Source organism: Pseudomonas fortuita (genome assembly GCF_026898135.2).
GTDB lineage: Bacteria > Pseudomonadota > Gammaproteobacteria > Pseudomonadales > Pseudomonadaceae > Aquipseudomonas > Aquipseudomonas fortuita.
This window is the reverse complement of record NZ_CP114035.2, coordinates 3,568,923-3,580,367: the sequence shown is the minus strand read 5'-3', so window position 1 is coordinate 3,580,367 and position 11,445 is coordinate 3,568,923. Positions and strand designations below refer to the sequence as shown.

Genomic DNA, 11,445 nt, shown 5'->3' with positions numbered 1-11,445 from the left:
TAAATCCCGCAAATCCAATTACTGCCGTTTGAATGTCAACGGGTGTTGTTTTGATTTCTTCTCTATGGCGGGCAAGGTAGGGCGTAGCAGTTACGCCTCAGCATGGCGGAGGGTGTCCTTATCCCGACAACCCAACCTGCCTGCCTTCCAAACGCTGCTCGCTCTAGGCGGTGAATGCACCCCCCTTTTCAGGCAGAGCCTAGCGGCCCTCATGTCGCCGCCGATAAGCCCCCGGCTGCTGGCCCACCGCCTTGGCAAAGGCCCGGGTAAACGCCGCCACCGATTGGTACCCCACCTGCGCGCCCACCTGTTCGACGGTATTGCCCGCCTGCAACAGCTGGCAGGCAAGGCGCATGCGCAATGCCAGGAGCACCTGCCCAGGTGACTGCCCGGCCAGCTCACTGAAACGCTTGAAGAAAGCCGAACGCGAAAGCCCGGTGCAGGCTGCCATGCGCTCCAGCGTCCAGGCCTGGCCCGGCGCTTCGATCAGCTGTGCCAGCAGCCCGGCAAACGCTGGCTGGCGGGCGAGGGCGACCAGGCCGCCCAGTGACTGCCCGGCAATGACCTGCTGGCGCAGCACGTACAGGAACAACAGGTGGGTCAGGCGCTCCAGCAACGTCTGCGACGGGCCAGCGGCCCGCCGGCATTCTTCCAGAATGAGCTCGAACAGCGCCCGCGCCGCACTGCCGGCGGGGTCTTCGGCGCGCAGCAGGATCCAGTCGGCCAAGCCTTCGACAATCAGTGAAGACAGGCCGGACTGGAAATGGAAGAAGCCACAAACCAGCCCGACGCCGTCGCTGGCTTCGCTATCCAGCGCCTGCATGGCCTGGCGCGGTTGGGCACAGGCGTCGACCGGGTCCTGATCGCTGGACAATCGATAGGCAAGGTCGCGCAACAGGAACACGGCATCTCCCTTTTCCAGGCGCACCGGCTGCGGCTGGCCGTCGATGTGCAGCCAGCAATGGCCCTGCACCACCAAGTGGAAGCTGGCGCGGCCCATGCCCTGGGTGCTGGCGTGCCAGCCACCGCAGTAGCGGCCGACATGAAACAGGCTGGCATCGAGCTCCAGGCCCTCTAATAACCAATCGACAAGGTGGCTGGACGAAATCATCTAATACAAAGACTCAGGAACAAGGAAAGGCGACTGATGAATATGGAGGGTAATTCTTATAACCAACAGACTGTAGTGACACCCATCAAAGGAGACCACTCCATGTCCTCGCGTATTACTTTACACACGCTGCAGAGTGCTCCGGAAGCGGCCCGGCCGTTTCTCGAGAATGCCCAGAAGAATTCGGGCTTCATCCCCAACCTGCTGGGCGTGCTGGCCAACGCCCCGGCGGCGCTGGAAACCTACGTGACCGTTTCGGCACTCAATGGCAAGTCCGAGCTGAGCCTGGCCGAGCGTGAAGTGGTGCAGCTGATTGCCGCCACCCGGCATGGCTGCGACTTCTGTGTGGCCGGCCACACCGCCGTGGCGCTGAACAAGGCCAAGCTGCCGCAGGAAGTAGTCGATGCCCTGCGTGCCCGCGGCGAACTGCCCGATGCCCGTTACGAAACCCTGGCCGCCTTCGCCCGTGAAGTGATCGACACTCGCGGCAACGTCGGCGAAGCCACCTATCAGGCCTTCCGTGAAGCTGGCTTCAGCGAAGGCAACGCGCTGGAAGTGATTTTGGGGGTAAGTCTCGCAACCCTCTGCAACTTTGCTAATGTTTTCGCCCAGACGCCGCTCAACGAAGAGCTTGGCAAGTACCGCTGGCAGCCTTCTGCATAGCCCACGTGTGAGCGCGGACCTGACGCGGTCGTTGTAGGAGCGGCCTTGTGCCGCGAATGGGCCGCAAAGCGGCCCTGGCGTTCAAAAAGGAGCAAGACCATGCAAGATTGTGCATTTCGACACTGGCTGGATGCCAATGCCGAGGCCATCGACCGGGGCCTGTGCGAACCGCAGCAGGTGCTGGCGCAGATCGCCGAATCTCAGCTGCTGCGCGTGGGTGTCGACCCGGCGGTGGGCGGCACGGGCGGGCAGGTGACCAACGCGGTCGAGGCGATTGCCGCTATCGCCAGCCGCTCGTTGGCCGCAGCCTTCGTCTGCTGGGGCCAGCGTGCCTTTATCGAATACCTGTTGCACAGCCCCAACCAGCCCCTGCGCGAGCGCCTGCTGCCGCGCTTGCTGACAGGCGAGCTGGCCGGCGCCACCGGGCTGTCCAACGCCATGAAGTTCCTTTCCGGCATTGAAGCGTTGCAGGTGCGTGGCCGGCCGGCAGCCGATGGCTGGCACTTGGAAGGGCGCCTGCACTGGGTGACCAACCTGCGCAAAAGCGGCTTCGTGGTGGCGGCGGCCATCGAAGATGAAGCCGGCGGCGCGCCGTTCGTACTGGCCATTCCTTCTGACGCCCAGGGCCTGGAACGCTCCGACGACTTGCAACTGATGGGCCTGCAGTCGAGCAACACGGCGGCACTGGCCTTCCACCAGGTGCCGTTGGCGCGTGACTGGCTGCTGCACGAGAATGCGCGCGAGTTCCTGCCACGGGTACGCCCGGCATTCCTGGCGCTGCAGTGCGGCATGGCCATCGGCCTGGCGCGACGGGCGCTGGAAGAGGTTCAGGCGCACCTGCACGGTCGCGCCTCGTTCCTCGACGAAGCCCGGCAGGTGCTCAGCGAGCGCCTGGAAAACACCGTCAGCGAGCTCAAGCAGGGCCTGCTCGAAGGCCGCTTCCAGCAACAGCCGGCGGCCTTGTTCAAGCTGCGCATCACCTTGGCTGAATGTGCCGCCGATGCAGTCCAGCTAGAGTTGCAGGCCAGCGGCGGCAAGGCCTACCTCAGCGAGTATGGAGAAGGCTTCGCCCGCCGCTGGCGCGAGTCGGCATTCGTGCCGATCGTGACGCCGAGCCTGGTGCAATTGCGCGCCGAACTGCAACGCCAGGCGGGCGCGGCATGAGTGAAGTGTTGCTCGAAGCCCGCGGCATCAGCCTGGGCTACCCGCGGGAGGGTGGCTGGCAGCAGGTGCTGGCGCAGTTCGACTTGCAGTTGGCGCCGGGCGAAGTGGTGAGCATTCTTGGCCCCAGTGGTGTCGGTAAATCCAGCCTGCTGCGGGTGCTGGCCGGCCTGCAACAACCCGGGGGCGGCAGCGTGAGCCTGCACGGCCAGCCCCTGCAAGGGCCGCACCCGCGCCTGGCGGTGGCCTTTCAGGACCCGAGCCTGCTGCCCTGGCTGAACCTGGAAAAGAACGTCGCCTTCGGCCTGGACTTTGCCCGCCAGCCCAAGCTGGCCGCTGACGAGCGGCGCGCGCGCATCGACCATGCGATTGCCGCCGTGGGCCTGGCCCACGCCCGTGGCCAGTACCCGGCGCAGTTGTCCGGTGGCATGGCCCAGCGCACCGCACTGGCCCGCTGCCTGGCCCGCCAGCCCGAGGTGCTGCTGCTGGACGAGCCGTTCGGCGCCCTGGATGAAGTGACCCGCGCCGACATGCAGCAACTGCTGCTGCAACTGATCGCCACCCACAACACTGCGGCGGTACTGATCACCCACGATATAGACGAAGCCCTGCTGCTGTCCGACCGGGTCCTGCTACTGGGCAACCACCCAGCGCACATCCTCGGCCAGTGGCACATCGACCTGCCGCAACCGCGCGCCCAACGGGTCGAAGAACTGGGCGCGTTGCGCATCGAAATCCTCAAAACCCTTCGGCGGGCAAGCCGCACAGGCGAACCTACCCCAACCCCGTTGCCCTCGGAGGCTGTCCATGTGCATGGATGACTGCTGTTCCACTTCTTCGCGTCGTGATTTTCTAAAGCTTGGGGCCATGCTCACCGCCGCCGGTGCGCTGCCGTTGCTGTCGAGCTTGCAGGCGCGCGCGGCTGCCGAGCCGGATGCGCCGGTGCGCATCGGTTACCTGCCGATCACCGACGCCACGCCGTTGCTGGTGGCCCATAACAACGGCCTGTTCGAGGCCGAAGGCATCAAGGCCGAGCGCCCGGTGCTGCTGCGCAGCTGGGCACAGGTGATCGAGGCGTTCATCTCTGGTCAGGTCAACGTCATCCACCTGCTGTCGCCGATGACTGTATGGGCGCGCTACGGCAGCAAGGTGCCAGCCAAGGTAGTGGCCTGGAACCATGTGGGCGGCTCAGGCCTGACCGTGGCGCCCGACATAAGCGACATGAAACAGCTCGGTGGCAAGACCGTGGCCATCCCGTTCTGGTACTCGATCCACAATGTGGTGCTGCAACAGATGCTCAACGACAACGGCCTGACGCCGGTGTCGAAGCCGGCCAATGCGCAGCTGGCCGCCACCGAGGTCAACCTGCTGGTGCTGCCGCCATCCGACATGCCGCCAGCACTGGCCAGCAAGCGCATTGCCGGCTACATCGTCGCCGAGCCGTTCAACGCCCTGGCCGAGAACCTCAAGGTTGGCCGTGTGCAGCGCTTTACCGGCGATGTATGGCGCAACCACGCCTGCTGCGTGGTGTTCATGCATGAGCATGACCTGAACAACCGCCCGGAGTGGTCGCAGAAGGTGGTCAATGCCATCGTCAAGGCCCAGCACTGGACCCGCGACCACCGCGCCGAAGCCGCTGCGTTGCTGTCCAAGGCCGGCCCCAACAAGTACACCCCGCACGAGCCCGCGGTGCTGGCCAAAGTGCTGGCGCCGGCCGCCGAGGACCGTGCCGGCTACGTTGCCAGTGGCGCCATTCGCCACCAGCAGTGGGACGAAAAGCGCATCGACTTCCAGCCATACCCGTTCCCCAGTTACACCGAAGAGCTGGTCAAGCGCCTGAAAACCACCCTGATCGAGGGCGACAACGCGTTCCTTGCCGGGCTGGACCCGGTGCAGACCGCCCGCGACCTGGTCGACGATCGTTTCGTGCGTAATGCCATTGCTGCGGTTGGTGGCCCGTCGGTGTTCGGTATTGCCGACAACTTCGAGCGTAGCGAGGAGTTCGCCGTCTGATGCGCACGCATGTCGTACACGCCAGCCTTGGGCTGGCTGGGTTGCTGGCTTTGATGCTGCTGTGGTGGGCCGGTGTTGCCGTGTTTGGCCAGGCCGAAGGGCTGTCGGCGCGCTTTTCGCCGGCGGCAACGTTGGCCAGCCTGGTCGAGCTGTTGGGGCAGGGTGAGGTTTACGGGCACATCTGGGTCAGCCTCAAACGTATTCTGGTCGGGCTGCTGCTGGCGCTACTGATTGGCGTGCCGTTGGGCTTGCTGGTGGGCAGCTATCGGCACCTGGAAGCGGCGACCACGCCGGCGTTTCAGTTTCTGCGCATGATCTCGCCCTTGTCGTGGATGCCGGTGGTGGTGATGCTGATGGGCGTGGGTGACCAGCCGATCTACTTCCTGCTGGCGTTTGCCGCCTTGTGGCCGATCTTGCTGAACACGGCGGCAGGGGTGCGGCAACTGGACCCACGCTGGCTGCAACTGAGCCGCAGCCTGAGCGCCACGCGCTGGGAAACCTTGTGCAAGGTGATCGTGCCGGGGGTGATCGGCCACGTGCTGACCGGCGTGCGCCTGGCCATCGGCATTCTTTGGATTGTGCTGGTGCCGTGCGAAATGCTGGGCGTGAGTGCGGGGCTTGGCTACTTCATTCTCGATACCCGCGACCGGCTGGCGTACTCCGAACTGATGGCGATGGTGCTGCTGATTGGCGTGCTGGGGTTTGTGCTGGATGCCTTGGCGCGTGGGTTGCATCGGCGCTGGGTGCATGGCTGACAGGTGTCATTGTGGGGGATTGCTCAGCCCCTTGGGCTGCGCTGTCCGGCAGAGAACACCGGTCATTGTGGGAGCGGGCTTGTCCCGCGAAGGGGACCGCACGGTGCATGGCACCGGCTTTGCCGGTGTTCGCGGGGCAAGCCCGCTCCCACAGAGACACTGCTGATTCAGTAAATCAGCGGTTTTTCCAAAACGGCAGGTTTACCCGCCAATCGGTCCTTGGGTCAATGCACGGTCTTGCGCTGGTGTACGCACTCCAGCGCCTGGGCGGCCAGTTCATCCAGCCGCTCATCGCGCATCTGCTCCGCTTCGATCATTGCATCCTCTCCCTGCTGATTAAGCAGGTAGGTATGAATCTGCAACACTTCAGCTGCCTGATAAATCGGCGCAATGTCCAGGCGCCCGATCAGCGCACCACTGGCCTGGCCGGTACTGCTCATCAGCACCTGCGGCCCATTGGCGGCCACCACTTGCATGCCCATCGTCTCGAACCACGGCACCTGGCTGGCAAAGGCATTCAGTTCCACACAGGCATGACGTGCCTGCAGGTCGCTCAGCAGGGCACGGGCGATGCCCTGGCGGCGATGGCTGGGGCGCACGGCAAGAAATGCCAATGAACACGCCTGTTCATCGTCCTCGGCCGGCAACGACAGGGCAAAGCCCAGCAGCTGGTCCGGCGCCTCGGCATCCAGGGCAAGGGTCAGCGCCACGGCAAGGCCGCGGGTGCCATCCAGCGCTTGCAGGTATTGGTGCACCTCCATGCCTACGCCGTACTGGTACAGCGGGTACAGCGGGTTATCGGCGGTGATGGCGACACTGCTCAGTTCGCCGACATGGTGGATCACCAGCTCGCGGATCTGGTTCTGGAAGGATTCGGGCGGCACGCTGTCGAGGCGGCTCAGGATGAACATCTTGGGGGTGGGCTCCGGCGGGTGGGAATACAGCCCGGGCCAGGTTGGCGCGGGCTGTACAGTTTAACCGGTTTTGCCGTGTCAGCCTTGTTGCTGTATTGCACCGAGCATCAGGTCGAGGTTTTGCACGGCCGCACCGGAGGCGCCTTTGCCCAGGTTGTCGAACACCGCGGTAAGCAGCACCTGGCCATGCTCGGGGTTGGCATACAGCGCCAGGCGCAGGTCGTTGCTGTCGTTCAATGCTTCGGGGTCAAGGTTGGCGGCTGTGCCTTGCTGATGCAGCGGCATAACCTGGACGTGGCGGGCACCCTGGTAGTGCTGTTCCAGGCAGGCCTGCAGCTGTTCGGCGCTGACCTGGCCGGGCAGCAGGCGCAATTGCAGCGGGATACTCAGCACGATGCCCTGGCGGTAGGCACCGTAGCCGGGCATGAACACCGGCCGCGCCGACAGCCCGGCGTGTTGCTGGATTTCGGGTACGTGCTTGTGTGCCAGCTCCAGCCCATACAGTTGCAGGGCCGGGGCATTGCCGGTACTGGTTTCGTGGCGCTCGACCGCCGCGCGGCCACCGCCGGAGTAGCCAGAAATGGCATGTATGCCCAGTGGGTAGTCGGCTGGCAGCAACCCGGCCTTGACCAGGGGGCGGAGCAGGGTGATGGCGCCAGTGGGGTAGCAGCCCGGGTTGCTGACACGCGTGCTTCGGGCGATGCGCTCGGCTTGCTGCTCGTCGAGTTCCGGCAGGCCATAGACCCAGCCGGGGGTGGTGCGGTGCGCGGAGCTGGCGTCGATCACCCGCACCTTGGGGTTGTGGATCGTCGCCACGGCCTCGCGGGCGGCATCGTCGGGCAGGCACAGCAGGGCGATGTCGGCGCTGTTGATTGCCTCGCGGCGGCGCCGCAGGTCTTTGCGCTCAGCCTCGGGCAGGGTGAGCAGGTGCAGGTCGCTGCGGCCTTGCAGGCGAGCATGGATCTGCAGGCCGGTTGTGCCTTGGTCGCCGTCGATGAAGACAACAGGAGTGTGCATGTTCGGGTCCGGTTGGGTAAGGATGGCCTATGCTCGCCTATGGCTTTGGTAATGAAAATTTGAATATGATGACGGTTACATTCAGTTTTTCTGAACACGTCACTCAGGCCGGTACTGACCATGCGCGAAATCAGCCTCGACCGCCTCCGCACCCTGGTGGCCATCGCCGACCTGGGATCTTTTGCCGAGGCCGCCCGCCAGCTCAACCTGGCAGCGCCTACCATCAGCCTGCATGTGGCCGAACTGGAAGCACGTATCGGCGCCCCGTTGCTTGGTCGCGCCCGCGGCCAGGTGCGCCCCACGGCCATTGGTGAAACGCTGCTGGCCCGTGCCCGGCGCCTGCTGGCCGACGCCGACCTGGCGCTGGACGAAGTGCGCCGTCAGGTTGAGGGGCTGACTGGCCGGGTACGCCTTGGCGCGTCTACCGGTGCTATCGCCCACCTACTGCCACAGGCGCTGGAGCACCTGCGTGTGGACCACCCGGGGATCGACGTGCAGGTACAAGTGCTGACATCCCAGGCGTCGCTGGGTCGATTGCGTGAGGGGACGCTGGATATCGGCCTGGTGGCCTTGCCGCAGGTGGCCGGCAAGGGGCTGACTGTTACCCCCTGGCGGCGCGACCCGATCCTGGCCTACGTACCGGCCGACTGGCAGCCGCCGGCGAAGGTCACGCCGGCCTGGCTGGCGCAGCGGTCGTTGATTCTCAACGACAGCAGTACCCAGCTGTCACGGGTTACCGGGGAATGGTTCGCGGCAGCGGGGTTTTACCCCGAGCCGCGGATCGAGCTGAATTACAACGATGCGATCAAAAGCCTGGTCGGCGCCGGGTATGGGGCGACGTTGTTGCCGCAGGAAGGCGAGGCAGGCGAGTTGGACCGGCGGATTGCGCGCCGGCCCCTGCGACCAGGGTTGTGGCGGCAATTGGGTATTGCCTGTCGGGAGGGGCAGATGGAACGGGCCACGGGGTATGTGTTGCAAGCATTGGAGCGGTTGCGGCAGTAGGTTTACCGCTGGGCTGAAGCGCTGCGCTGCAGGTGATGGCCAACTATGCTTTTTGCTGCGTCGAGCCGAATACACCTCGACGAACCCCACGGTTTTCCAGGAGAACGTTCCATGAAGCCTATGAAATGCATACCTTTACTGGTGATTGCTTCAGTATTGAGTGTTGCCGCCCATGCTGACCCGGCAAGCAACTGTGCAGCCAAGATCAAGGAACTCGAGGACTTCCACAAAGCGAGTGGCCAGGCGATGCATGGCGGCATGGCCCATGATTTCAAAGTCCACCTGCAAAACGCAAAGGAGGCCCAGAGCAAGGGGGACATGGCTCAGTGTCAGGCGTCGGCGGACCAAGCCAAGACCATCTATAACAAGGCACGTAGCAAGTAAGCCCCTATCGGCCTTTTCGCGGATAGGACCGCGAAAAGGCCGGTGCGTCAGAACCAGCGGTCGTTCTTCCTGCGCCCCCGGGTCAGTGCCGGCAAGATCAGCCCCGCCAGCAAGCCCGCGCCGGCAATGCTGCCGCCATACACCATGTAGCGCATCATCACCTGCTTGTTCTCGTCACCCAGGCGCGCCTGGGTATCGCGCAGGGTCGACTGGCTCTCGTCGAGCTGCTCGTTCAGCGCTTTGTTGCGCGCCTCCAGTTCGTCGATCAGCTTTTTCCGTGAGTCGAGGGTTTCCTGCATGCCCTGTACGCGGCTCTTCCAGCTGTCATCGATGGTTTTCAACTGCCCTGTCAGGTCTGCCACCTGGGCATCGAGCTGCGGCAGGCGCTCGTTCTGGCCCGGCACCGCCTGCAAGTCGTTGCTGAGTATCCATACCACATCGCCATTCTGCCCACGCACCTGGCTGTAATTGCCCTGAGTGCCGAGCAGGGTCAGCGGTTGCCCGGACTTCAGGGTACCGACAATGCGGTGGCCGTCGGTGGGGCCGCTGCGCACATAGGTGCTCAGGCTGTCGCTGACCCAGCGTGCGTCGCTGGCGGGCTCTTCGGCGTGCACCGGCGCGGCAAGGGCCACCAGGGCGGCAATCAGGCCGCCGCGCAGGGCAGGGAGGACGAAAGCGGTTGGGCGGGATTCGGGCATGTTGGGTCTTCGCTGAAACAGGACAAAAGTAGGCCCGGTGACTGGGCCGATGAACCGGTCGGTGAGTTGACCGTCAGCCAATGACCCTTTTTTTGTCAGCAGGTTCACTACCTGATGTCGGAAATATCTGCAGGATGTTGCAGAACTCGCCCTCCCAGCGCTTCGCCGCCGATGACGCAATTGTAATGCGCCGATCACCTTGCCGTTATCTGCCGGCCGTCAATCTCGGCCAGCCGACACCACTATAAAGACGACGTACAAGGAGCATCGGATGACCTGCAGATCACCCCTGAAACTGGCTGCGTGCATGGCGCTCTCCGGCGTCGGCAACCTGGCGATGGCGTCGGACGAACCCGCGCAGGGTTTTGCCGAGGGCAGCACGCTCAGCGTGCTCAACCGCAACTTCTACTTCAACCGCGACAACCGCGATGCCGCAGCCCCCACGCGCAACCCCGGCAAACAACCTGATAACGGCTATTCCGAAGCTTGGGCGCATGCTGTCATTGCCCGTTTCGAGTCAGGTTTCACCCAGGGCACCGTAGGCGTTGGCCTGGATGCGTTCGCCATGCTCGGCCTCAAACTGGACACCGGGGGCGGCCGCAATGGCGGGCGCAGTTCGTTCGATGTTTTGCCGGTAGACCACGACGGTCAGGCCCGTGACCAGTACACCAAATTCGGTGGTGCCGCCAAGGTGCGCCTGTACGACACGGTGCTGAAGGTAGGCGATGTGTTCCCTGCTAACCCGGTGGTGGCCGCTGGCGACTCACGGCTGCTGCCGGAAAGCTTCCGGGGCGTAACCCTGGAGAATACCAGCATCAAGGACCTTGTCCTGCAGGCCGGGCGCCTGCATGCCATGAGCCAGCCGGTGTCCAGTGACCTGCGGGAAAACTTCATGACCTTCTACGGCGGCCCGGTCGATTCGCCATGGATCGCCTACGGCGGCGGTGACTACACGCTGAACGATTATGTCAGTGTCAGCCTGTTCAGCAGCCGGCTCAAGGATGTGTGGAATCAGTATTACGCCGGCACCAGCCTGAGCTGGCCCCTGAGTGATGAGCTGGCGTTGATTGGCGGCTTCAACTATTACAAAGCCGTTGATGAAGGGCAGCAGCGCCTGGGCGCCTTCGACAACAACATCTGGAGCGCCAAACTGGGGGTGCGCTTCGGCGCCCACACCCTGGCGCTGACTCACCAGCGCAACAATGGCGACGATGATTTCGACTACCTGCGCCAATCCGACTCGATCTTCCTCGACAACTCCATCCAGTACAGCGATTTCAACTCGCCCAAGGAACGTTCGTGGATGCTGCGCTATGACCTGAACATGGCCGCCTATGGTATTCCCGGGCTGTCGTTCATGACGCGGTATGGCAAAGGCACCGACGCCGACTATTCCAATGCCAACGCCTTCTACATGCGCCGCGATGCCGACGGCAACCCGCTGACCGACCAGAAGCGCTGGGAGCGTGACATCGAGGTCAAGTACGTGGTGCAGACCGGCGCAGCCAAGGACCTGTCGTTGCGCGTACGCCAGGCTACCACCCGGGCCACGGCGTTCGAGTCGGACCTGGACGAGGTGCGGCTGATCGTGGAGTACCCGTTGTCGGTCCTGTGAATTCACCTGGGTAGCCTTGCTCCTTTGGTTTGGGTGGATGTTTTGGCGCTCCGTGCGGGGCGCTTTTTTTTGCGCTCAAGGGTGCGGCTAGACTCAAGGGTTCATACCCTTC

12 protein-coding genes are annotated in these 11,445 nt (G+C 64.0%); 8 read left to right on the top strand and 4 right to left on the bottom strand.

What is annotated here, in order from left to right; genetic code table 11:
* Window positions 1-199: 199 nt before the first annotated feature.
* Entirely contained in the window at window positions 200-1,111 is a 912-nt protein-coding gene (locus tag OZ911_RS16375; RefSeq protein ID WP_016487508.1) for an AraC family transcriptional regulator, read from the bottom strand.
* Between the two features lie 102 nt (window positions 1,112-1,213).
* On the opposite strand from OZ911_RS16375, the gene OZ911_RS16370 reads away from it, so the two are divergent.
* From OZ911_RS16370 to OZ911_RS16350, 5 genes are all read left to right on the top strand, one after another.
* Window positions 1,214-1,774 carry a carboxymuconolactone decarboxylase family protein gene (locus OZ911_RS16370; protein ID WP_024717863.1) on the top strand — a complete coding sequence of 187 codons (561 nt, stop codon included), beginning with the start codon at window positions 1,214-1,216 and terminating at the stop codon, window positions 1,772-1,774.
* Window positions 1,775-1,873: 99 nt separating this feature from the next.
* A complete protein-coding gene (locus OZ911_RS16365) occupies window positions 1,874-2,938 on the top strand; it encodes an acyl-CoA dehydrogenase family protein (RefSeq protein ID WP_070086790.1) in 1,065 nt (354 codons plus the stop codon).
* A complete protein-coding gene (locus OZ911_RS16360) occupies window positions 2,935-3,756 on the top strand; it encodes an ABC transporter ATP-binding protein (protein ID WP_016487505.1) in 822 nt (273 codons plus the stop codon). The genes OZ911_RS16365 and OZ911_RS16360 overlap by 4 nt, the downstream gene beginning before the upstream one ends.
* Entirely contained in the window at window positions 3,743-4,948 is a 1,206-nt protein-coding gene (locus tag OZ911_RS16355; protein WP_016487504.1) for an ABC transporter substrate-binding protein, read from the top strand. The genes OZ911_RS16360 and OZ911_RS16355 overlap by 14 nt, the downstream gene beginning before the upstream one ends.
* Window positions 4,948-5,703 (top strand): ABC transporter permease, encoded by a 756-nt coding sequence (locus OZ911_RS16350; protein ID WP_016487503.1) that lies wholly within the window; start codon window positions 4,948-4,950, stop codon window positions 5,701-5,703. Before OZ911_RS16355 ends, OZ911_RS16350 begins: the two co-directional genes overlap by 1 nt.
* Window positions 5,704-5,927: 224 nt before the next feature.
* Here the strand turns inward: OZ911_RS16350 and OZ911_RS16345 are convergent, their stop codons facing one another.
* Entirely contained in the window at window positions 5,928-6,614 is a 687-nt protein-coding gene (locus OZ911_RS16345; RefSeq protein ID WP_016487502.1) for a GNAT family N-acetyltransferase, read from the bottom strand.
* 81 nt (window positions 6,615-6,695) lie between these two features.
* The gene (gene argC / locus OZ911_RS16340; RefSeq protein WP_016487501.1) at window positions 6,696-7,634 is read right to left on the bottom strand and encodes an N-acetyl-gamma-glutamyl-phosphate reductase; all 939 of its coding nucleotides are present in this window, start codon (window positions 7,632-7,634) and stop codon (window positions 6,696-6,698) included.
* 120 nt (window positions 7,635-7,754) lie between these two features.
* Between argC and OZ911_RS16335 the strand changes: the two genes are divergently transcribed.
* Window positions 7,755-8,636 carry a LysR family transcriptional regulator gene (locus tag OZ911_RS16335; protein WP_070086789.1) on the top strand — a complete coding sequence of 294 codons (882 nt, stop codon included), beginning with the start codon at window positions 7,755-7,757 and terminating at the stop codon, window positions 8,634-8,636.
* A gap of 111 nt (window positions 8,637-8,747) precedes the next feature.
* A complete protein-coding gene (locus tag OZ911_RS16330; protein WP_016487499.1) occupies window positions 8,748-9,020 on the top strand; it encodes a PA2433 domain-containing protein in 273 nt (90 codons plus the stop codon).
* A gap of 47 nt (window positions 9,021-9,067) precedes the next feature.
* Here the strand turns inward: OZ911_RS16330 and OZ911_RS16325 are convergent, their stop codons facing one another.
* Complete coding sequence (locus OZ911_RS16325; protein WP_016487498.1) at window positions 9,068-9,718, bottom strand: TIGR04211 family SH3 domain-containing protein; 651 nt, start codon at window positions 9,716-9,718, stop codon at window positions 9,068-9,070.
* Between the two features lie 271 nt (window positions 9,719-9,989).
* On the opposite strand from OZ911_RS16325, the gene OZ911_RS16320 reads away from it, so the two are divergent.
* Complete coding sequence (locus OZ911_RS16320) at window positions 9,990-11,333, top strand: OprD family porin (RefSeq protein ID WP_070086788.1); 1,344 nt, start codon at window positions 9,990-9,992, stop codon at window positions 11,331-11,333.
* The last annotated feature ends 112 nt before the right edge of the window (window positions 11,334-11,445 follow it).

Bases quoted from the DNA above. Each gene is read 5' to 3' on its own strand.
- OZ911_RS16375 (WP_016487508.1), bottom strand. From the start codon at position 1,111: ATGATTTCGTCCAGCCACCTTGTCGATTGGTTATTAGAGGGCCTGGAG.
- OZ911_RS16370 (WP_024717863.1), top strand. From the start codon at position 1,214: ATGTCCTCGCGTATTACTTTACACACGCTGCAGAGTGCTCCGGAAGCG.
- OZ911_RS16365 (WP_070086790.1), top strand. From the start codon at position 1,874: ATGCAAGATTGTGCATTTCGACACTGGCTGGATGCCAATGCCGAGGCC.
- OZ911_RS16360 (WP_016487505.1), top strand. From the start codon at position 2,935: ATGAGTGAAGTGTTGCTCGAAGCCCGCGGCATCAGCCTGGGCTACCCG.
- OZ911_RS16355 (WP_016487504.1), top strand. From the start codon at position 3,743: ATGTGCATGGATGACTGCTGTTCCACTTCTTCGCGTCGTGATTTTCTA.
- OZ911_RS16350 (WP_016487503.1), top strand. From the start codon at position 4,948: ATGCGCACGCATGTCGTACACGCCAGCCTTGGGCTGGCTGGGTTGCTG.
- OZ911_RS16345 (WP_016487502.1), bottom strand. From the start codon at position 6,614: ATGTTCATCCTGAGCCGCCTCGACAGCGTGCCGCCCGAATCCTTCCAG.
- argC (WP_016487501.1), bottom strand. From the start codon at position 7,634: ATGCACACTCCTGTTGTCTTCATCGACGGCGACCAAGGCACAACCGGC.
- OZ911_RS16335 (WP_070086789.1), top strand. From the start codon at position 7,755: ATGCGCGAAATCAGCCTCGACCGCCTCCGCACCCTGGTGGCCATCGCC.
- OZ911_RS16330 (WP_016487499.1), top strand. From the start codon at position 8,748: ATGAAGCCTATGAAATGCATACCTTTACTGGTGATTGCTTCAGTATTG.
- OZ911_RS16325 (WP_016487498.1), bottom strand. From the start codon at position 9,718: ATGCCCGAATCCCGCCCAACCGCTTTCGTCCTCCCTGCCCTGCGCGGC.
- OZ911_RS16320 (WP_070086788.1), top strand. From the start codon at position 9,990: ATGACCTGCAGATCACCCCTGAAACTGGCTGCGTGCATGGCGCTCTCC.